Source organism: Micromonospora musae (assembly GCF_003626635.1).
Lineage (GTDB): Bacteria > Actinomycetota > Actinomycetes > Mycobacteriales > Micromonosporaceae > Micromonospora > Micromonospora musae.
Window position 1 is genome coordinate 111749 of record NZ_RAZT01000002.1, and the last position, 21455, is coordinate 133203.

The 21455-nt window shown below is 71.3% G+C and carries 17 protein-coding genes; 4 read left to right on the top strand and 13 right to left on the bottom strand.

All coding sequences use genetic code 11. The annotated features are described in order from the left end of the window. The first annotated feature begins 29 nt into the window (after positions 1–29). Positions 30–869 (top strand): peptidylprolyl isomerase, encoded by an 840-nt coding sequence (locus tag D7044_RS03505; RefSeq protein WP_120683962.1) that lies wholly within the window; start codon positions 30–32, stop codon positions 867–869. A 266-nt stretch (positions 870–1135) separates the two neighbouring features. On the opposite strand, the gene D7044_RS03510 is transcribed toward D7044_RS03505, so the two are convergent. From D7044_RS03510 to ruvC, 8 genes are all read right to left on the bottom strand, one after another. Then, complete coding sequence (locus D7044_RS03510; RefSeq protein ID WP_407663404.1) at positions 1136–3619, bottom strand: RelA/SpoT family protein; 2484 nt, start codon at positions 3617–3619, stop codon at positions 1136–1138. 169 nt (positions 3620–3788) lie between these two features. Next, on the bottom strand, positions 3789–4355 hold the full coding sequence (locus tag D7044_RS03515) for an adenine phosphoribosyltransferase (protein ID WP_120687965.1): 567 nt from the start codon (positions 4353–4355) through the stop codon (positions 3789–3791). A gap of 107 nt (positions 4356–4462) precedes the next feature. Next, positions 4463–5647: a protein translocase subunit SecF gene (gene secF, locus D7044_RS03520; RefSeq protein WP_120687966.1), complete on the bottom strand. Its 1185-nt coding sequence runs from the start codon at positions 5645–5647 to the stop codon at positions 4463–4465. A 1-nt stretch (position 5648) separates the two neighbouring features. After that, positions 5649–7571: a protein translocase subunit SecD gene (secD, locus tag D7044_RS03525; RefSeq protein ID WP_199716457.1), complete on the bottom strand. Its 1923-nt coding sequence runs from the start codon at positions 7569–7571 to the stop codon at positions 5649–5651. 247 nt (positions 7572–7818) lie between these two features. Then, positions 7819–8157 (bottom strand): preprotein translocase subunit YajC, encoded by a 339-nt coding sequence (gene yajC / locus D7044_RS03530; protein WP_120688213.1) that lies wholly within the window; start codon positions 8155–8157, stop codon positions 7819–7821. A gap of 136 nt (positions 8158–8293) precedes the next feature. Further along, entirely contained in the window at positions 8294–9358 is a 1065-nt protein-coding gene (ruvB, locus tag D7044_RS03535) for a Holliday junction branch migration DNA helicase RuvB (protein WP_120687968.1), read from the bottom strand. Beyond that, positions 9355–9957 (bottom strand): Holliday junction branch migration protein RuvA, encoded by a 603-nt coding sequence (gene ruvA, locus D7044_RS03540; protein ID WP_120683974.1) that lies wholly within the window; start codon positions 9955–9957, stop codon positions 9355–9357. Before ruvA ends, ruvB begins: the two co-directional genes overlap by 4 nt. Further along, a complete protein-coding gene (gene ruvC, locus D7044_RS03545) occupies positions 9954–10481 on the bottom strand; it encodes a crossover junction endodeoxyribonuclease RuvC (protein ID WP_120683976.1) in 528 nt (175 codons plus the stop codon). Before ruvC ends, ruvA begins: the two co-directional genes overlap by 4 nt. A 261-nt stretch (positions 10482–10742) precedes the next feature. Between ruvC and D7044_RS03550 the strand changes: the two genes are divergently transcribed. Both D7044_RS03550 and D7044_RS03555 read left to right on the top strand, forming a co-directional pair. Continuing rightward, positions 10743–11525 (top strand): 3-hydroxybutyrate dehydrogenase, encoded by a 783-nt coding sequence (locus D7044_RS03550; RefSeq protein ID WP_120687969.1) that lies wholly within the window; start codon positions 10743–10745, stop codon positions 11523–11525. 14 nt (positions 11526–11539) lie between these two features. Beyond that, a complete protein-coding gene (locus D7044_RS03555) occupies positions 11540–13459 on the top strand; it encodes a helix-turn-helix domain-containing protein (RefSeq protein WP_120684016.1) in 1920 nt (639 codons plus the stop codon). A 65-nt stretch (positions 13460–13524) separates the two neighbouring features. Here D7044_RS03555 and D7044_RS03560 read toward each other — a convergent pair whose 3' ends face one another. Then, a complete protein-coding gene (locus D7044_RS03560; protein WP_120683980.1) occupies positions 13525–14133 on the bottom strand; it encodes a TetR/AcrR family transcriptional regulator in 609 nt (202 codons plus the stop codon). 11 nt (positions 14134–14144) lie between these two features. Further along, positions 14145–15713 carry an MFS transporter gene (locus tag D7044_RS03565; protein ID WP_120683982.1) on the bottom strand — a complete coding sequence of 523 codons (1569 nt, stop codon included), beginning with the start codon at positions 15711–15713 and terminating at the stop codon, positions 14145–14147. Positions 15714–17291: 1578 nt separating this feature from the next. Between D7044_RS03565 and D7044_RS03570 the strand changes: the two genes are divergently transcribed. Beyond that, complete coding sequence (locus D7044_RS03570) at positions 17292–17885, top strand: hypothetical protein (RefSeq protein ID WP_120687970.1); 594 nt, start codon at positions 17292–17294, stop codon at positions 17883–17885. Positions 17886–18238: 353 nt separating this feature from the next. Here D7044_RS03570 and D7044_RS03575 read toward each other — a convergent pair whose 3' ends face one another. The 3 genes from D7044_RS03575 to D7044_RS03585 are packed head-to-tail and all read right to left on the bottom strand — an operon-like array spanning position 18239 to position 21442. Then, a complete protein-coding gene (locus D7044_RS03575; protein WP_120687971.1) occupies positions 18239–19258 on the bottom strand; it encodes a branched-chain amino acid ABC transporter permease in 1020 nt (339 codons plus the stop codon). Continuing rightward, positions 19255–20136: a branched-chain amino acid ABC transporter permease gene (locus D7044_RS03580; protein WP_120687972.1), complete on the bottom strand. Its 882-nt coding sequence runs from the start codon at positions 20134–20136 to the stop codon at positions 19255–19257. The genes D7044_RS03575 and D7044_RS03580 overlap by 4 nt, the downstream gene beginning before the upstream one ends. Positions 20137–20191: 55 nt before the next feature. Then, positions 20192–21442: an ABC transporter substrate-binding protein gene (locus D7044_RS03585; RefSeq protein WP_120681435.1), complete on the bottom strand. Its 1251-nt coding sequence runs from the start codon at positions 21440–21442 to the stop codon at positions 20192–20194. Positions 21443–21455: the final 13 nt, after the last annotated feature.

Sequence of the window (21455 nt, forward strand, 5' to 3'; positions counted from 1 at the left end):
CCCCGACAGACAGTCCAGGAGGATCAGGCGTGACGTCCACCAGAGAGCGGCAGCGCGCGGCGGCACGCGCCCGGCTCGAGAAGGAGATGGCCGAGCGCGGGGCCCGGGCCCGCAGGCGCCGGCAGACCCAGGCGATCGTGGGGGCGAGCCTCGCCCTGCTGCTGGTGGTGGCCGGCACCGTCTGGCTCGCCACCAGCCTGGGCGGGGACGACGACGCCGCCGGCACCGACACGGCGGCACAGGACCTCGTCCAGTGCCCCTACGTCGAGATCCCCGCCGACCAGCGGACCAAGGAGATCAAGGACGTCGGGGTGCCGTCCAACCAGCAGTCGAACGTCGGCGTCCAGACGTTGACCCTCGACACGAACCTGGGCCCGATCACCGCCAAGGTCGACCGGTCCCTGGTGCCGTGCACCGCGGGCAGCTTCACCCACCTGGCGGAGAAGAACTTCTTCGACAACACCAAGTGCCACCGGCTCGTCACCGAGGGCATCCAGGTGCTCCAGTGCGGCGACCCGAGCGCGACCGGCACCGGGTGGCGGGAGACCGACGGCACCGGCGGGCCGAGCTACCGGATGGCCGAGGAGAACCTGCCGACCGACAAGCGGCCCCCGTACCCGGAGGGCGTGATCGCGATGGCGAAATCGCAACAGCCGGGCAGCACGGGCAGCCAGTTCTTCATCGTCTTCGGCGACTCGCCGCTGGACCCGGACTACACCGTGCTCGGAACCATCACCAGCGGGATGGACCTCGTCAAGGACGTGGCCAAGACCGGCGACGACGGTGCCTTCGCACAGCAGGCCGGTGGCGGTCACCCGAAGAAGGAGGTCGTCATCAAGAAGCTGACGATGAGCGCCCCGCAGAGCTGACCCGTACCCGTACCGCGAAGCGCCCGCCGGTTTCCCCGGCGGGCGCTTTCGTCTCCTGCCCCGCCCGGACACGGACGGGCAGCCGGGCCGGACGGGCGGCCGGCAGGCGGCGGGCACCTTGATCGACTCGGGTTCCATGAAATCGGGGTGTCCTGACACGCGGACACCCCGACTTCCTTGAGGTCGAGTCGATCAAGGCGCCCGAAGGCCGGCCCACCGACCCAGCACTGGGCCGGACGCGCCCACCGGCCCAGGACGGGGCCGGGTCAGGCGCCGGAGGTGACCCGGTAGGCGTCGAAGACGCCGTCGACCTTGCGAACCGTGGCCAGCAGGTGGCCGAGGTGCTTCGGGTCCGCCATCTCGAAGCTGAACCGGCTGACCGCCACCCGATCCCGGGTGGTGGTGACGGTGGCGGAGAGGATGTTGACCCGCTCGTCGGAGAGGACCCGGGTGACGTCGGCGAGCAGCTTGTGCCGGTCCAGCGCCTCGACCTGGATGGCCACCAGGAACGTCGAGGCGGAGGTGAGCTTCCAGCTGACCTCGACCACCCGCTCGCTCTGGGCCTTCAGGTCCTCGGCGTTCGCGCAGTCGTCCCGGTGCACGCTCACCCCGCCGGAGCGGGTGACGAAACCGAAGACCGCGTCCGGCGGCACCGGGGTGCAGCACCGGGCCAGCTTGATCCAGACGTCGCTGACGCCCCGGACGACCACGCCCGGGTCGTGGCTGCTCGCGCGGCTGCGCGGCGGGCGGGTCGCGACGGCGGTCTCGGCGATGTCCTCCGCCGCGCCCTCCTCGCCGCCGTACGAGGCCATCAGCTTCTGCACGACGGACTGGGCGCTGACCTGACTGTCACCGACCGCGGCGTAGAGCGAGGCGACGTCGGCCAGGTGCAGGTCCCGGGCGATCCCCATCAACGCGTCCGAGGTCAGCATCCGCTGCAACGGCATGCCCTGCTTACGCATCGCCTTGACGATCGCGTCCTTGCCGGCCTCGATCGCCTCCTCGCGCCGCTCCTTGTTGAAGTACTGGCGGATCTTCGTACGGGCCCGCGGGCTCTTGACGAAGCCGAGCCAGTCCTGCGTCGGGCCGGCGGTGTCGGACTTCGAGGTGAAGATCTCGATGACGTCGCCGTTGGAGAGCGTCGACTCCAGCGGCACCAGCTTGCCGTTGACCCGCGCGCCGATGCACTTGTGCCCGACCTCGGTGTGCACCGCGTACGCGAAGTCCACCGGCGTCGACCCCGTCGGCAGCGGGATGACGTCACCCTTCGGGGTGAAGACGTACACCTCCTGGCTGGACAGGTCGAAGCGCAGCGCGTCGAGGAACTCGCTCGGGTCGGCCGCCTCCCGCTGCCAGTCCAGCAGCTGACGCAGCCAGGTCATCTCGTCGATGTGCGCCGGCGGGCCGACCACCGGGACGCCCTTGTGCTCCTTGTACTTCCAGTGCGCGGCGATACCGAACTCGGCCGTGCGGTGCATCGCGTAGGTGCGGATCTGCATCTCCACCGGCTTGCCGGTGGGCCCGATGACCGTCGTGTGCAACGACTGGTACATGTTGAACTTGGGCATGGCGATGTAGTCCTTGAACCGGCCCGGCACCGGCTGCCAGTTCGCGTGGATGACGCCCAACGCCGCGTAGCAGTCGCGCACCGTGTCGACCAGGATCCGCACGCCGACCAGGTCGTAGATGTCGTTGAAGTCGCGACCCCGCACGATCATCTTCTGGTAGATCGAGTAGAGGTGCTTCGGCCGGCCGGTGGTCTCCGCCTTGATCTTGGCGGCCTTGAGGTCGGTGGAGACCTTCTGGGTGACCTGGCGCAGCAGCGCCTCCCGCTGCGGCTGGTGCTCCCCGATCAGCCGGTTGATCTCCTCGAACCGCTTCGGGAAGAGCGTGCCGAAGGCCAGATCCTCCAGCTCCCACTTGATCGTGTTCATACCCAGCCGGTGGGCCAGCGGGGCGAGGATCTCCAGCGTCTCCTTCGCCTTCTGCTCCTGCTTCGGGCGGGGCAGGAAGGTCAGGGTCCGCATGTTGTGCAGCCGGTCGGCCAGCTTGATCACCAGGACGCGCGGGTCCTTGGCCATCGCCACGACCATCTTGCGGATGGTCTCGGCCTTCGCCGCGTCACCCAACTTGACCTTGTCGAGCTTGGTGACGCCGTCGACGAGCAGCGCGACCTCGCCGCCGAAGTCGGCGCGCATCTGGTCGAGCGTGTACTCGGTGTCCTCGATCGTGTCGTGCAGCAGCGCGGCGACCAGCGTGGTCGTGTCCATCCCGAGGTTGGCCAGGATGGTGGAGACCGCCAGCGGGTGGGTGATGTACGGGTCGCCGGACTTGCGGTACTGCCCGGAGTGCCAGCGCGCCGCGGTGTCGAAGGCGCGCTGGAGCAGCCGCGCGTCGGCCTTCGGGTGGTTCTCCCGATGCATCGCGATGAGCGGCTCGAGCACCTCGCTGACCTGGGAGGTCTGCCAGGGCGCGTTGAACCGGGCCAACCGCGCCCGCACCCGACGCCCGGTGGGCGCGCTGGCCAGCGCGAACCCGGCGCTCGGCACCGGCTCCCCGTCGCCGCGGGCGGCGCTCAGGAGATCGGGACGGACCGCACCCGGGCCGTGCCCCTCGTCGGGGCCGGCCACGCCGGTGTCGGAACTCGTCACCCGGGCCGTCGCGTCACCGTTGCGGTCGGCAACCGAGCCGTCCGCGTCGCCTGTCGGGTGCACCGTGCCCTCCATCGGAGGGACGACATCGTGGGACACCGGCCTCCTCACCGCTCGCCGGGATCACGCCGACCGTACGGCCGGCCTGGTCGCGTACCGCCGGACGGATCACCGTCGGCGTCAGCAAAGGGCAATGCTACTCGCACAGACGGTGTCGTGCCGCTCCCGTCGGGCCGGCCGCGCCGCGTCCCTCCGGCGGCTGGAGCCGTCAAACGGTCAGCAGGGCATGGACCGGACGCGGGGCGAGCCGCTGCCGTCCACCCAGTGCGGCGAGCTCCAGCAGCACGGTGAAGCCGGCGACCGTACCGCCGGCCCGCTCCACCAGGTCGAGGGTCGCCGCCGCGGTGCCGCCCGTGGCGAGCACGTCGTCGACCACGAGCACCCGGTGCCCGGCCGTGAACGCGTCCTGGTGCACCTCGAGGGTCGCCTCGCCGTACTCCAGCGCGTACGAGGCCGAGTAGGCGGCTCGGGGCAGCTTGCCGGCCTTGCGTACCGGCACCACACCGACCCCGGTCGCGTACGCGATCGCCGCGGCCACCACGAACCCGCGCGCCTCGATGCCGACCACGGCGTCGAACGAGCCCCGCCCGTGGTGGGCCACGATCCCGTCGATCACCTGACGGAACACCGGACCGTCGGCGAAGAGCGGCATCAGGTCCTTGAAGACGATTCCGGGCTTGGGGAAGTCCGGCACGTCCAGCACCCGGCTGGCCACCAGGCGGGCGACGTCAGCGCCGCTGTCCCCGCGCGCCTCGATGTGGTGGGTCTCCGTCACGACAGGTCCCGTATCCCTTCCGACGACGACGGCGTCCTGCTTGCTGCTCGCACAGCATGCAGGACGCCGTCAGGTCGTTTCCTACCGGGTCGGCCCCGGTACGCCGGTCAGCGCCGCTTCGCGCCGCCCGGCCGGTTTCCGCCGCCGCCGGTCGGCCGCCCGCTCCGGGCGCCGGTCGGCCGCTTGCCCGCCGGACGCGCACCCACCTTCGGGGCGGCGCCGGCCAGCGCGGCGTCCTCCGCCTCGGTGGACTCGCCGCGACCCGCCGGCCGCGGAGCGCCCTTCGGGCTCAGCTCGCCGCGGGCGATCGCGCCGCGCCGGGCCAGGACGCGCTTGTTGTGCGCCTGGATCCGCGGCTCGAAGTCCTTCAGCGTGCTCAGCACCGGGGTGGCGAAGAAGATCGACGAGTAGACCGCGATGAACATACCGACGAAGAGCACCAGGCCGAGGTCCTTCAGGGTGACCGCGCCGAGCGGAACACCGATGAAGAGCAGACCACCGACGGGCAGCAGCGCCACCAGACCGGTGTTGATCGACCGCATCAGGGTCTGGTTGATCGCGAGGTTCGCCGCCTCGCCGTACGTCTGGTTGTTGTTCGCCGTGATGCCTCGGGTGTTCTCCTGGACCTTGTCGAAGACCACGACGACGTCGTAGAGCGCGAAGCCCAGGATGGTGAGGAACCCGATGATCGTCGACGGCGTGACCTCGAACCCGACCACCGAGTAGACGCCGGCGGTGAGGACGAGGTTGAGCAGCAGCGAGGAGACCGCGCCGACCGCCATCCGCCACTCGAACCGGATGATCAGGTAGAGCATCACCAGCGCGATGAAGATGACCAGACCGAGCATGGCGCGCTCGGTGTACTGGCCGCCCCAGGCCGCGCTGACCTGGTTCGCGCTGATCTGGTCCTCGTTGAGGTTGAACTCCTGCGCCATCGCGACCTTGGCGGCGTTGGCCTCGTCGGAGCTCAGCACCGCGGTACGGAACTCGTAGAACTCGCCGCCCGCGCCGCCGACGGTCTGGGCCGACTCGACCTCGGCGCCGCCGGCCTCGTTGCCCAGGATCCCGTTGACCCGGTCCTCGGTCTGGGTCAGCGTGCCGACGCTCGCCGGCACCTGGAAGGAGTTGCCGCCCTCGAACTCGATACCGAGGGTGAAGCCCCGGACGAAGAAGCTCAGCACCGCGGCGAGCACCAGCAGCCCGGCGATGGAGAACCAGAGCTTGCGCTTGCCGATGATGTCGAGACCGGCCTCGCCCCGGTAGAGGCGGGTGGCCAGACCGCTGTGGGCCATGTCAGGCCTCCTTCACACGGGACGGGCGGGTGGTGTTGCCCTCGGTCTCGGCGGTCCGCAGGACGCGGCCCAGACCGCTGACCCGCGGCGACAGGAATGCCTGCGTCCGCGCGAACATCGTCATGATCGGGTGCCGGAAGAGGAACACGACCACCAGGTCGAGCACCGTGGCCAGGCCGAGCGCGAAGGCGAAGCCCTTCACCGTGCCGACCGACACGATGTAGAGCACGACCGCCGCGAGGATCGAGATGGCGTTGGCCGAGATGATCGTCCGGCGGGCTCGGGCCCAGGCGCGCGGCACCGCGCTACGCGGGCTGCGCCCCTCTCGGATCTCGTCCTTCAATCGTTCGAAGTAGATGACGAACGAGTCCGCGGCGACACCTAGCGAGACGATGAAGCCGGCGATACCGGCGAGCGTCACGGTGAAGCCGATCGTCCGCCCGAGCACGATCAACGCGCCGAAGACCAGCAGCGCGGAGAGGAGCAGGCTCAGGAAGATGACCGAGCCGAGCAGGCGGTAGTAGAAGAACGCGTAGATGATGACCAGCAGCATGCCGATGCCGGCCGCGAGCAGACCGGCCCGCAGGTGGCTGGCGCCCAGGGTGGCGGAGACGTTCTGCTGCTCCTGCTGCTCGAAGGTCGCGGGCAGCGCGCCGTAGCGGAGCTGACCGGCCAGCGTGCTGGCGTCCTGCTGGGTGAAGCTGCCGGTGATCTGCGAGTCGCCGGTGAGGACGCCCTGGATCTCCGGCGAGGAGACGATCTCGTTGTCCAGCACCACGGCGACCCGGCACTTGCCGTCCTGGCCGAGGGCGGACGCGTCACAGGCGTTGCCGTCGTTGTTGAACGCCTCGCGGGTCAGGCCGGTCCACTTGTCCTGGCCGCCGCCGGTGAAGTTGAGGCTCACCACCCAGGCGTTGGTCTGGTCCATGACGGCGCTGGCGTCCTCGACGTCGGTACCGAGCACCTTGGCCTGGTCGAGCAGGTACTTCGCGGCGCCACCCTCGCAGGCCACGGCCTGCTGCTTCGGGTCGGTGATCGAGCCCGGCGGGCGCTTGTCGAGCTGCTCGCAGCTGATCGTCGGCACGTTGAACTGCGTCTGCGCCGGCAGGACGGCGATCTCCTGCGGGCTCAGCGTGCTGAACGGCTTGAGCTTGTCGGCCAGCGACGGGTCGGTGCTGAGGTCCGCCGGGCCCTGCAGGCCGTTGGCGGCCGCCCAGGCGGCGGCGCCGACCTTCTGCTCGACCGCCTTGCGCTGCTCCTCGACGCTCGCCGGGACCGGCGCCTCACTGGCGCTCGCCGAGGGCGAGGCGCTCGGGGAGGCCGACGCCGACGGGGTCGGGGTGGCGCTGGTGCTCGGCGTGGGCGCCATGCCGCCCTGCCCGCCGGAGGACGAGGCGGTCACCTTCGGCGAGGCGCTCGTCGAGGGGGACGCGCTGCCCGACGGCGACGCGCTGCCCGACGGGTTCGGGCTGGCGCTGCCGGACGGGGTCGGCACCGGCGCCGGAGCCGCCGCCGCACCGCTGCCGTCGGCCGCCTTGAGCACCTTGCGGAAGCGCAGCTCGGCGGGGGTGCCCACGTCGGTCAGGTCGCGGTTCTCGCCGGGCAGGGAGATCACGATGTTCCGGTTGCCCTCGGTGACCACCTCGGCCTCGGCCACGCCGAACGCGTTGACCCGGTTCTCGATGATCTGGCGGGCCTCCTCGAGGTTCTCGGCCGTCGGCGCTCGGCCGTCGACGCTGTTCTTGGCCTCGAGTGTCAGCCGGGTACCGCCGACCAGGTCCAGGCCGAGCCGAGGCTCGAGCCGGTCCATGACGCTGCCCTTGGCGCCTCCCGCGAAGAACACCAGAAGATAGAGGACCACGAAGATGCCCGCCAGCACGGCCAACTGCCGGCCGGGGCGCATCTGTCCCTGAGGTGGTGCCACGGCTGTCCTGTCTCCCTGTAACGGTCGCGCCGCCGCACGGCGGCGACGGGGTCGGCCGGGGTCACCGGCCGACGGGTCCACCCGGGCCGCCTACAGGGCAGGCGGCACCGCGCTCCGGCGGACGGCGCGGGGCGCCGACCGGTCCGGAGCCGTGCCGACGCCCGGCGTCGACCCGACTATCCAGTTATCACGTCGTGATCCGCTGGCCCCGCCCCGGGCGGCCCCAGCCGCCCGGACGAGGGGCGGCTCACTCCTTGACCGTGTCCGCGTCCTCGGTGACCGGCGTCGCCGGAAGCTCGGCCCGGGTGACCACCCGGGCGATGGCCGGCCGGGCATACCGGGTCTGCACCCCGGGGGCGACCTCGAGCAGGACCGTCTCGTCGTCGACCCCGGTGACCGTGCCGTAGAGCCCGCCGATGGTGACCACCTCGTCGCCCGCGGAGAGCCCGGACTGCATGGACTGGGCTTCCTTACGGCGCCGCTGCTGCGGACGGATCATCATGAAGTACATGACGCCGAAGAGCAGAACGATCATCAGGATCGGCATCAGACTGCCGGACCCGCCTGCCGCTTGTGCGTGAAGCACGATGTTGACCTTCCCATTGGCCCCCACACCGAGCGCGAACGCCGGAGCGGAAGCGGATTCTCACATCCTGTACAGACCGCGGCGAGTCTAATCCCTGCACCTGGGAACGCCGAATGCGGCACAGATCACGTTCGGATCACGGCTGATCGGGCGCGCTCGAGAACAGATCGGGCACGGGAGGGGTATCGGCACCAAATGTACCATTCGGTGGCGTGCGACCCAGATGGCGCCAGGCGGCCTCGGTGGCCACCCGGCCCCGGGGCGTACGGGCCAGCAGACCGGCCCTGACCAGGAACGGCTCGCAGACCTCCTCGACCGTGTCCGGCTGCTCGCCCACCGCCACGGCCAGCGTGGAGAGGCCGACCGGGCCACCCCGGAACGAATCGACGAGCGCGGAGAGCACGGCCCGGTCCAGCCGGTCCAGACCGAGCGCGTCCACGTCGTAGACCGTCAGGGCCGCCCGAGCGGTCTCCAGGTTGACCACACCGTCGGCTCGTACCTCGGCGAAGTCCCGCACCCGGCGCAGCAGCCGGTTCGCGATCCGGGGCGTGCCCCGGGACCGCCCGGCGATCTCCACCGCGCCGTCGTCGGTGATCGGCACGCCGATGATCCGCGCGGAGCGGTGCAGCAGCGCCTCCAGGTCGGCCGGGGAGTAGAAGTCGAGATGCGCGACGAAGCCGAACCGGTCCCGCATCGGGCCGGTCAGCAGGCCCGACCGGGTGGTCGCGCCGACCAGCGTGAACGGCTCGACGTCGAGCGGGATCGCGGTGGCCCCCGGCCCCTTGCCGACCACCACGTCGACCCGGAAGTCCTCCATGGCGCTGTAGAGCAGCTCCTCGGCCGGCTTCGCGATCCGGTGGATCTCGTCGATGAAGAGCACGTCGCCCTCGGCGAGGCTGGTGAGGATCGCCGCCAGGTCGCCGGAGCGCTCGATCGCGGGGCCGCTGGTGACCCGGATGCCCGAGCCCAGCTCGGCGGCGACGATGTTGGCCAACGTGGTCTTACCCAAGCCAGGCGGTCCCGACAAGAGGATGTGGTCCGGCGGGCTGCCGCGCCGCATCGCGCCCTTGAGCAGCAGGTCGAGCTGGTCGCGGACCCGATGCTGGGCGATGAACTCCGCCAGCCGCTTCGGCCGTACGCTGGCCTCGGCGTCGAGCTCCGCCTCGTTGACGTAGGCCGAGACCAGGCCGTCGCCCGTCATCGGGTCCGGCCCAGCAGCCGGATGGCCTGCTTGAGCAGGACCGGCACGGGCGGGGTCGGACCGTCGATCGTCTCGGCGACCGCCGCCACGGCCTGGTCGGCCTGCGGGGCGGTCCAGCCGAGCCCGACGAGCGCCTGACGCACCTGGTCGGGCCAGGCGCCGCCGGTGACCCCGGCGGCGCCGTCCACGCCCACCGGCACCGGGCCGATCCGGTCGCGCAGCTCCAGCACCAGCCGCTCGGCGCCCTTCTTGCCGATGCCGGGCACCCGGGTCAGAGCCGCCGTGTCCGCGTTGGCGATCGCCTTGCGTACGGCGTCGGGGGTGTGCACCGCGAGCACCGCCTGGGCCAGCCGGGGCCCGACCCCGCTGGCGGTCTGCAGCAGCTCGAAGAGCTGCTTGGCGTCGTCGTCGGCGAAGCCGTAGAGGGTGAGCGAGTCCTCCCGGACGACGAGGCTGGTGGCGAGCCGGGCCGGCTCACCGACCCGCAGCTCGGCCAGGGTGGCCGGCGCACAGTGCACCGCCAGCCCCACCCCGCCGACCTCGATGACGGCCTGGTCGGGCCCGGTCGCGGTCACCACGCCGCGCACGCTGGCGATCATCTGACTCCTCCTCGTCTGGCCCGGTCGGCCGCGGCGGCCAGCTTCGAGCGCGTACCGCCGCGCCAGATGTGGCAGATGGCCAGCGCCAGCGCGTCGGCGGCGTCGGCCGGTCGGGGCGGCTCGGGCAGCCGCAGCAGCCGGGTGACCATGGCGGTGATCTGCGCCTTGTCGGCCTGACCGGAGCCGGTCACGGCCGCCTTCACCTCGCTCGGGGTGTACGTCTGCACGGGCAGCCCGGCGCGCGCCCCGGCGAGCACGGCGATCCCGCTGGCCTGGGCGGTGCCCATCACCGTGCGGACGTTGTGCTGGCTGAACACCCGCTCCACCGCCACACTCTCCGGCCGGTGCTCGGCCACCAGGTCGGTGAGGGAGCGGTCCAGGTGCAGCAGGCGGATCGGCAGGTCGTCGGCCGGGTCGGTGTAGACCACGTAGTAGGCGACCAGGGTGCACTGGCGCCCCGGCATCCCCTCGACCACGCCGACCCCGCACCGGGTCAGCCCCGGGTCGACGCCGAGCACCCGCACGCCGCCTCCTCCCCCAAACCGCCAGCAGTACGTGTGTTCGACACCCTACCGATGGGCGGTAACAGCGGCCCCACCGGACACGCCGGCACCGGAGGTCGCCCCCGTCACGCGCGGACCGGGGCGGCCCGCGGCGGTGTCCCGTCCCTGGGAGACCCCGACTTCACGAAGTTCGAGTGCACCCTCTCCCCACACACCTTGGGGACCGAGTATGTGTCGCCGCCCCATGTGCGCCCGACCACACAGCTCGTAACTTTGTGCGCCATGACGGCAGAACCCGTGGCGGTCCCCCACGTCGTGAACGTCGACCTGACCGGTCGGACCGCCCTGGTCACCGGGGGCGGCAGCGGCATCGGCCGGGCCTGCGCCCTCCGGTTGGCGGCGGCCGGGGCGGCCGTGCTGGTGGTGGACCGCAACGTCGAGGCCGCGAAGGCGGTGGCCGCGGAGGCCGGCGGCCGGGCCGAGGGGATCGACCTGGCGGACGCCGAGGCGGTGGACCGGCTCGACACCGATGTGGACATCGTGCTGAACAACGCCGGGCTGCAACACGTCGCCCCGCTGCCGGACTTCCCCGCCGAACGCTTCGCGTACCTGCACCGGGTCATGGTGGAGGCGCCGTTCCTGATCATCCGGCGGGCCCTGCCGCAGATGTACGACCGGGGCTGGGGACGGATCATCAACATCTCCTCGGTGCACGGTCTGCGTGCCTCGCCGTACAAGGCCGCGTACGTCTCCGCCAAGCACGCCCTGGAGGGGCTGTCGAAGGTGGTCGCGCTGGAGGGGGCCGCGCACGGGGTCACCGCCAACTGCATCAACCCGTCGTACGTACGCACCGCCCTCGTGGAGAGCCAGATCGCCGACCAGGCGGCCACCCACGGCATCCCCGAGTCCGAGGTGATCGAGAAGATCATGCTGGCCCGCGCGGCGATCAAGCGGCTGATCGAGCCGGAGGAGGTCGCCGAACTGGTCGCGTACCTCTGCACCGCGCCCGCGGCCTTCATCACCGGCGCGTCGATCGCCCTCGACGGGGGCTGGACGGCGAACTAGTGGTGCGCAGCACAATGGGCGTCATGTCCTCGCCGGTGGAGTTCCTCGAACTGCTCGCCCGGGAAGCGGCGGCTGTCGAGTTCGAGGGACCGCTGGTGGCGGCCCGCGCCGCCGGTCTCCCCGCCGACCAGCTCGCCGAGCTGGAGCAGGCGAAGACCGTGGCGCTGCGGGTACGCGCGTTGCTGGAGCGGCGGCGTCGCCGCGAGACCGAGCTCTCCGGCCTGTACGACACGGCCAGCGACCTGGCCGGCCTGCGCGACCTGGACGACGTGCTGCGGGCCATCGTGCACCGGGCGCGGAACCTGCTCGGCGCCGACGTCGCGTACATGACCCTCAACGACGACGAGCGCGGCGACACCTACATGCGGGTCACCGACGGCTCGGTCTCCGCCCGGTTCCAGCGGCTGCGGTTGCCGATGGGCGCGGGCCTCGGCGGGCTGGTGGCCCAGTCCGGCGCGCCCTACGTCACCGCGAACTACGCCGAGGACGAGCGCTTCCACCACACCGGTGAGATCGACGCCGGCGTACGCGAGGAGGGGCTGGTCGCCATCCTCGGTGTGCCGCTGCGCCTCGGCTCGACCTCGATCGGCGTGCTCTACTCGGCCAACCGCTCGGCCCGGCCGTTCGCCCGGGAGGAGGTCGCCCTGCTGGTCTCCCTCGCGGCGCACGCGGCGGTGGCGATCGACACCGCGCGGCTGCTCACCGAGACCCGCTCGGCGCTGGCCGAGCTCTCCGCGGCGAACACCACCATCCGGGCGCACAGCAGCTCCGTGGAGCGGGCGGCCGCCGCGCACGACCGGATGACCGCGCTGGTGTTGCGCGGCGGCGGCGTGGAGGACGTCGCGGCGGCCGTGACGGAGGTGCTCGGCGGGGCGCTGCTGGCGCTGGACGCCGAGGGCCGGCTGCTGGCCCGGGTCGGCGAGATCGACGAACCCGAACGGTCGGACATCGTGGAGGCCGTCGCCGCGTCCCGCACGGAGGGGCGCAGCGTACGACGGGGTTCGCTCTGGTACGCCGCAGTGGTCGCCGGGGCGGAGAACCTCGGTGCGCTGGTGCTACGCCCCGACGAGGAGCTGGTCGACGCCGATCAGCGGATCCTGGAGCGGGCGGCGCTGGTGACCGCGCTGCTGCTGCTGTTCCGGCGTACCGCCGCCGAGGCGGAGGGCCGGGTCCGGGGCGAGCTGCTCGACGATCTGATCGCCCGGCCGCTGCGGGACACCGACGCCCTGCGCAGCCGCGCCCGCCGGCTCAACGTGGACCTGGACGCGCCGCACGTGCTCGTGGCCGTCGGCGACGACGCGATCGCCGCCACCGGCTCGGCGCGGCAGCGGGTGCTCTCCTGGGCCACCACGTACGCCTCGACCCGGGGCGGCCTGGCCGCGGCGCGCGACGGTCGGGTGGTGCTGATGCTCCCCGGCCAGGACGCCGGCGGCGCGGCCCGGGCGGTGGCCCGCGACCTGTCCCGGGTGACCGGCCGGCCGATCACCGCCGGAGCGAGCGGCCCGACCACCGGGCCGGCCGCGCTCGCCACCGCGTTCCGGGAGGCCGACCGCTGCCTCACGGCGCTCGTCGCGCTGGGCCGGGCCGGTCAGGGCGCGAGCACTGCCGAGCTGGGCTTCGTGGGCCTACTGCTGGGCGCGGTCGGGAACGGCGGCGACCGGGACGTGGAGGGCTTCCTCACCGCGACCGTGGGTCCGGTGGTCGACTACGACGCGCGGCGCGGCACAGCGCTCATCCGGACGCTGGAGGCGTACTTCGGGGTGGGCGGCAGCCTGGCCCGCGCCGCCGAGCAGCTGCACGTGCACGTGAACACGGTGACCCAGCGGTTGGAGCGGGTCGGGCAGCTGCTCGGCGGGGACTGGCAGCGGCCCGACCGGGCGTTGGAGGTGCAGCTCGCGCTCCGCCTGCACCGGCTGCGCTCCCCCGGCCGCTGAGGCCGACCCCGCACCGGTCGCCAGACGCGGGTGTGCCAGGCGCGGTGCGCCGGGCACGGCCCGGCTCAGCGGGCCCGGATGCCCTCCAGCACTCCGTCGACCACCCGCTCGGGCAGCGCGTCGTCGTCCAGCTCGGGATGCCAGCGCAGCACGCGCTGGATCAGCATCGGCCCGGTCAGTAGCGCCAGCGCCAGCTCGACGTCGAGGTCGGCGCGGAGCTCGCCGGTCCGTATGCCGCGCTCCAGTACCTCACGCAGCCGGGCCCGCCGCGGCTCGACGATGCCCTGGTAGAGCTCGTAGCGGTCCTGGTTGCGGTTCACCTCGGGCAGCAGGCAGGACATGATCTTCTCGCTCCGCGGGTCGGTGTTGCGGCCGACGGCGCCGAGCAGCAGCACGAGGTCCTCCCGGACCGAGCGGCCGATCGGCGTCGGCGGGGTGCCCTTGAGAATGACCAGGGCGTCGCGCAGCAGCGCGTCCTTGCCCGACCAGCGGCGGTAGATCGTCGCCTTGCCCACGCCCGCGCGGCTGGCGATCGCCTCGATCGAGAGCGTTTCGATCTTGGCGCCCTCGGCGAGCAGGTCGAGGGTGGCCTCGATGATCGCCTCGTCGGCGCGGGTGCTCCGCGGTCGCCCGGGCGACCGCGGAGCCTCGGCTTGCGACGTCATGTCGGACATTGTCGCCGAACCTATGCGGTGCCGGCCAACTCCGGTTCGGTGGTGGTGACCTCCCGAACCGGGGCCGAGGCCGATCGACCCGGCAGCCAACGCGCCGCGACGACGATGCCGAGCGCGGCGATCAGCGCGGAGAGCGCCGCCGCCCAGTGCATGGCGGTGATGAAGGAGTCGTTCGCCGCCGCGAGCACCTTCGGCGCCACCGGCCCGAGCTCACCCGCCGCCGCGTACGCCCCGGAGATGGACTCCGTCGCGGCGTCCCGGGCCTGGGCCGGCAGGCCGTTCAGGGCCGGCTCGACGTCGCCGCGGTAGACGGCCGACAGCACCGAACCCAGCACCGCCACGCCGAGCGCGCCACCCACCTGCCGGATCGTGTTGCTGATCGCCGAACCGACACCGGCCTTCTCCCGGGGCAGCGACGACATGATCGACTCGGTGGCGGGCGGCATGATGTTGGCCATCCCGACGCCCTGGATGAAGTAGAAGATCAGCACGATCCAGATCGGGGTCTTCGCGTCGATGAAGGCGAACGCCGCCAGCGAGATCACGGTCAGCGTCAGACCGACCACCGCGACCGCCTTGCCGCCGTACCGGCGGACCATCGCCGCGCTACGCGGGGCGAAGATCAGCTGGGCGCCGGCGAAGGGCAGGAAGAGCAGGCCGGTCTCCAGCGGGGTGTAGCCCCGTACCAACTGCAGGTAGAACGAGCCGAAGAACATCACGCCCATCGCGGCGAAGAAGATCAGGCCGATGATGGCGACCGGCCCCGCGAACTGCGGCACCTTGAAGAGCCGGACGTCCAGCGACGGGTGGCTGCTGCGCCGCTCGACCGCGATGAACCAGGCGAGCACCGCCACGCCGCCCAGGATCGCCACCCACACCAGCGGCCGGCCGAAGCCGTGCTCGCCGCCGTCGATGATGCCGTACGTCAGCCCGACGAGACCGACGACGGACAGCAGCACGCCGAAGACGTCGATCCGGCCCGGCTTCGGGTCCCGCGACTCGGGCACCAGGAGTGCCACGAGGATCACGCCGACCACGATGACCGGGACGTTGATCAGGAAGACCGAGCCCCACCAGAAGTTCTCCAGCAGCGCTCCGCCGAGCACCGGGCCGATCGCCACGGCGAGACCGACGGCGCCGGCCCAGACGCCGATCGCCCGGCCCCGCTCCCGCGGGTCGAAGACGTTCGAGATGATCGAGAGCGTCGCGGGCATGATCGCCGCGCCACCGATACCCATCAGGGCGCGGGCCGCGACCAGCTGTCCGGGGCTCTGCGCGTACGCCGAAGCCAGCGACGACAGACCGAAGACCACCAGCCCGATCAGCAGGAAGCGCTTCCGGCCAGCGCGGTCCCCCAGCACGCCGAAGGTGAAGAGCAGCCCGGCGAAGACCAGGGTGTACGAGTTGATCGCCCACTCCAGCTGGCCCTGACTGGCGCCCAGACCGTGCACCGGGTCGGCGAGCGTACGCAGCGCGACGTTGAGAATCGTGTTGTCGAGGACCACCACGAGGAGGCTGATCACCAGCACCCCGAGGATCGCCCACCTCCTCGGGTGGCCCGTGTTGTCGCGGATCTCCATGTCCGTCATTCCCCCCGGTTAGTTCCCGCACAAATACGATACGGGCCATACTCGAAACGCCCGTCAGCCTACGACGCCGATTAACGATACGGAACCGATCCGTATCGTTAGTGTCCCGCGTCACGGCCCGCACCGGGTTTCCAATCCCGGCAACTCTCGACCCCGGAACGCCACCACCCGCCCAGCGAGGGCCCACAGAACCGACATCTGACACTGATCGCCCGCTGGGCCGGTGATCGACTCGGCTTCCTCGATGTCGGGGTGTCCTGGCCGCGTAATGCCCCGACTTCATGGAACCCGAGTCGATCACCGGCATTGCCTGGGCTGATTGGCGAACGGTGTCCGGTTTGCGGCCCGCACGGGCCCTCGAATGGACCTTCGCGCGGACTCAGGCCGGCATCCCCGCGCAGAGCCCGGTCGCTGGGCAACTACCCGCCGCCCCCAGGCGCGCAACCCGGACACATCGCGTTCATCGCCCCGTGTGTACCGATGATCGACTCGGTTTTCTTGATGTCGGGCTGTCCCGGCCGCGTGATGCCCCGACTTCGTCCGCACCGGCCCTCGAATGGACCTTCGGCGGATCGGGCCGGCACCCCCGGGCAGGGCCCGGCGCTGGGCACTACCCGCCGCACCCAGGCACACAAACCGGACACATCGCGCTCATCGCCCCGTGCGCGCCGACGATCGACTCGGCTTCCTTGATGTCGGGCTGTCCCGGCCGCGTGATGCCCCGACTTCAAGGACCCCGAGTCGATCACGAGCGGCGCCTAGGGTGATTGGTGAACAGTGTCCGGTTCGCGGCCGCGCGGGCCCTCGAACGGACCTTCGCGCGGATCGGGCCGGCGCCCCCAGGCAGAGCCCGGTCGCTGGGCACCCCCGGCCGGAGGCCCGGTCGCTGGGCACTACCCCGCCGCCCCCAGGCGCGCGAACCGGACACATCATCCCGACCACCCCATGCGCGCGGATGATCGACTCGGTTTCCCTGATGTCGGGCTGTCCCGGCCGCGTGATGCGCCGACTTCAAGGACCCCGAGTCGATCACGAGCGGCGCCTGGGGTGATTGGCGGACAGTGTCCGGTTCGCGGCCACACGACCTGGCACGCGGCCACCCACGCTGGGCGGTTCCGGGCGGTTTCGGGGTGTGACCGGTGGCATCCTCAGGCCGGAATCGTGGCCGGGCCGCGGGCGTTGAACACCCCCGACGGCCGAGGTAGCAGCCCGCCGCCCGGTAGCGCATCCGACCGGGCCGGGCACGGCAAAGGCCCCCGGGAATGACGGTGGGCCGCCGGTCGTTGAACACGGTCCCGCCGCACAACCCCCTCCCGGGTCGCGGCGGACCACGGTCAGTCACCAAGCCCCCCGGGCATGTCGCCGGGAATGATGGCGGGCCGTCGACCGTTGAACACCGTCCCGGCGCGGTGAAGCCCCCCAACTTCGCCCCGGGACACCGGGCCCCGCGAACCCCCTCTCGCGCAAGCGCCCACTCAGACTTTCCCCCCTTTCTGTGAAGCGCCCGAGCGTGGCGCTGACCTGCACACCCCCCCGGGTGTGGGTCATCACCCCCGAAGGAGCTTTGACATGAACACGATCATGCGTAAGAGCGTTCTCGGTATCGCTGGTCTCGCGTTCGCCGGTGGTGTCATCGGCGGCCCCGTCGCCGCCCACGCCGCCACCCCCACCATCGACACCAAGCCCGTCGCTGTCGTGCAGGCTGACAAGCCGGGCGTGGACAAGGGCAAGCTGATGCCCAACGGCACCCACGGCACCCAGTCCCGCATCGACCTGAACGACGAGCAGACGGCCAATGTGAAGGCGATCATCGCCGCCACGAAGAAGTCGGACATGAACGAGCGGGCCGCGGTCATCTCCATCGCGACGAGCCTGCAGGAGTCGAAGCTGCACAACCTGGGTCACCTGGGTGACGCCAACGACCACGACTCGCTGGGCCTGTTCCAGCAGCGCCCGACCTCGGGTTGGGGTACGCCGGAGCAGATCACCGACCCGCAGTACTCCACCACCGCGTTCCTCAAGGGCCTCAAGCAGGTCGACGGCTGGCAGGACATGCCGCTGACCGACGCCGCCCAGACCGTCCAGGTCTCCGCCTACCCCGACGCCTACGCCCAGTGGGAGCAGCAGGCCGCCGACCTGGTGAGCCAGTACTGGAACAGCTGACAACCACAAAGCAACACCTGACCGCTGGCCGGCACCCCACACGGGTGCCGGCCAGCGGCGTATCCAGCCGCGGCGCCGAGGCAGGACCGGGAGCGGAACGGCGCGTATCGGGATGCAGAGCAAGACCGACCGCAGAGCAAGACCAGGCGCAGAGCAAGACCGCCTCAAACGCTGCGCGACGCGGACCGGCGCGTATCAGGGTGCAGAGCAAGGCGAACCAGACCACCCCGGGCTGGCCGCAAGCAAGCGGCGAAAGCCCCCAAGCGACGAACGCCCGCAAGCGGCGAGCGCCGACGCGCGGCCCGGGGTCGCAGCGCTGAACACCGGACGCCGAGCACCACCCCGGGGAGGCGTCAGCGCTGGCTGCGGGCCAGCCAACGCCGGGCCAGGACGACCGCGCTTCCCCAGATGCCGCGCCGGAAGAGCAGTACGACGAGGACGAAGATGCCGCCGGTGACCAGGCCGATCGCCTCGAAGCCGGAGAAGGAGAGCCAGTCCTCCAGCCGTACGACGAGGGCCGCGCCGAGCACCGCACCCCAGAGCGTGCCGATCCCGCCGAGCACCACGACGATGACGGCTTTGCCGGAGGTCGTCCAGTGCAGCACGTCGAGGGAGACGAAGCGGTGCCCGACGGCGAAGAGTCCACCGCCGAGTCCGGCGATGAAGCCGGAGAGGACGAACGCAGTGAGCTTGTACCGGTGTACGGGGTATCCGAGCGCCCGGGCGCGGGCCGGGTTGTCCCGGATGCCGACGAGCACCCGGCCGAAGGGCGAGTGCACGATCCGCCAGGCGGCGGCGAGGCCGAGCAGCACGATCGGCAGGATCGCGTAGTAGAAGTAGTAGTCGTCGGTCAGGTCCAGCCCGAAGAGGGATCGGGGCACGCCTTGCAGGCCGTTCTCGCCCTGGGTCACCGACCGCCACTCGTTGGCCACGTAGTAGACCATCTGCGCGAACGCCAGGGTGACCATGGCGAAGTAGATGCCGGTCCGCTTCACCGCGAGGTAGCCGATGGGCACGGCGAGCAGCGCCGCGGCGAGCGCCCCGGCCAGTACGGCGGCCGGGAACGGCAGCCCGGCGTGGATGGCCACGAGTCCGGTGACGTACGCGGAGGCGCCCCAGAAGGCGGCGTGCCCGAAGGACATCAGCCCGGTGAAGCCGAGCAGCAGGTCCACGGCGACGGCGAAGAGCGCCCAGCAGAGGATGTCCACCGCCACGGCCGGGTAGAGCCCGTTCGGCAGCCACAGCGCGGCGACCAGTCCGACGGCGAGCAGCGCGTACCGGACCCAGCGGGGAGCGCGGGCCGCGGCCACCAGGCCGGACGGTGGCGTGGGCCGGCCGGCCTGCGCGGCGGGGGTGTCGACGGTGCTGGTCATGCCGGTGCCTCCTCACGGCCGAAGAGCCCGGCCGGGCGCCAGAGCAGCACGACGGCCATCACGACGAAGACGATCGTCTGGGAGACGATCGGGAAGCTGGAGAGGTACGCCTCGCCCCACGCCTGGACGAGGCCGATGCCGAAGCCGGCGGCGACGGAGCCGAAGATGGAGCCGAGCCCACCGATCACCACCACGGCGAAGACCACGATGATCAAGTCGGCGCCCATCAGCGGGTTGACGGCCCGCATCGGCGCGGCGAGCACCCCGGCGAGCCCGGCGAGCGCGATGCCGAAGCCGAAGACGGGGGTGACCCAGCGTCCGACGTTGATGCCGAACGCCGGGGTGAGTTCGGGCCGCTCGGTGGCCGCGCGGACGACCATGCCGACCCGGGTCCGGGTCAGTGTCCACCACACGGCGACGCAGACCAGCACGGCGAAGCCGAGGATGAAGACCCGGTAGGTCGGGAAGTCGAAGAGCCCGAAGTCGACCGAGCCGCTGAGCGCCGACGGGGTGGCGTACGGGCTGGACTGCACGCCGTACCGGGATTTGACCAGGTCCTGGAGGATCAGCGTCAGACCGAAGGTGAGCAGGAAGTTGTAGAGCGGATCGAGCCGGGTGAGCCGGTGGACGACCGCCCGTTCCAGCGCCATGCCGAGCAGGCCGAGCCCGAGCGGCATGATGACCAGCGCCGCCCAGAACGGCACGCCCGCCTCGCTGAGCAGCACGTACGCGCCGAAGGCGCCGAGCATGTAGAACGCGCCGTGGGCGAAGTTCACCACCCGCAGCATGCCGAAGATGACGGCGAGCCCGAGGGCGAGCAGGGCGTAGAACGCCCCGCTCACCAGCCCGTTGAACGTGTTCTGCAGGAAGCCGGTCATCGTGCCGCCCTCGTTCGCGACTGCGGGGCTCGCAGAACCGGCTCACTCCTCGCGCTCACAGCTTGCAGTCCGGCGAGGGGGCGGCGAACGCCTCCGCCGCCGGGATGGTCTCGAGCACCTTGACGTAGTCCCACGGCTCGGTGACCTCGGCCTGCGGCTTGACCTGCGCCAGGTACGCGTCGTGGATGACCCGGTGGTCCTCGGCGCGGATCTTGCCGTTGCGCAGGAAGACGTCGTTGACCTCCTTGCCCTCCAGCCCCTTGACCACGGTGTCCGCGTCGTCGGTGCCGGCGGCCTGCACGGCCTCCAGGTACTGCATGGCCGCCGAGTAGTTGGCGGCGTGGGCGAAGGAGGGCCGGGTGCCCGTCTCCTTCTGGAACCGGTCGGCGAATTCGCGGTTGGTCTGGTCGAAGTTCCAGTACCAGGCATCGGTGTAGGTGGTGCCGGCGAGCGCGGCCGGGGTGAGCGAGTGGATGTCGGTGATGAACATCAGGCCGACGGCGAGGCCGACACCCTTGTCTCGCAGTTTGAACTCGTTGTACTGCTTCACCACGTTGACCAGCTCGGCGCCGGCCTGCATGGTGCCGAGCACCTGCGGCTTCGGGTTCAGGCCCGGCGCCTTGAGCAGGTACGTCGAGTAGTCGCCGCTGGTGTTCGGGAAGGGCGCGCCGTCCTTGCCGACGACCTGCCCGCCGGCGGCGGTGATGGCGGCGGAGAAGCTCTTCTCCATGTCCTGCCCGAAGGCGTAGTTCGGGTAGAGGATGTACCAGTTCTTGCCCACCTGCTCGGTGGTCACCCGGCCGGTGCCGTTGGCGAGCATGTACGTGTCGTACGCGTAGTGGAACGTGTACTTGTTGCAGCTCTTGCCGGTCAGCTCGGTGGTGGCGGCGCCGATGTTGAAGTAGAGCTTCTTCTTCTCCTTGGCCACGTCGGCGACCTTCAGCGCGGCCGAGGAGGTGGGCACGTCGAGGATGAGGTCGACGCCCTTGCGGTCGTACATCTCGGCGGCCTTGCTGTTGGCGACGTCCGGCTTGTTCTGGTGGTCGGCGGTCTCCACGGTGATGTCCTCGGTGACCGCCTGGTCGCCGTGCTTGGCTTTGAAGTCGGCGATGGCCATCTCCACGGCCTTCACCGAGTTCCGCCCGGACAGCTCGGAGTACGCGCCGGACTGGTCGTTCAGCACCCCCAGCACGATCTTGTCGCCGGTCAGCTTCTGGTCGCCGCCCGACTGGGGGCCGCCGCCACCGCAGCCGGTGATCAGCAGCACGGTGGCCGACGCCGCGGCCACACCCACGGTCCTACGCATGCCATTCCCTCCA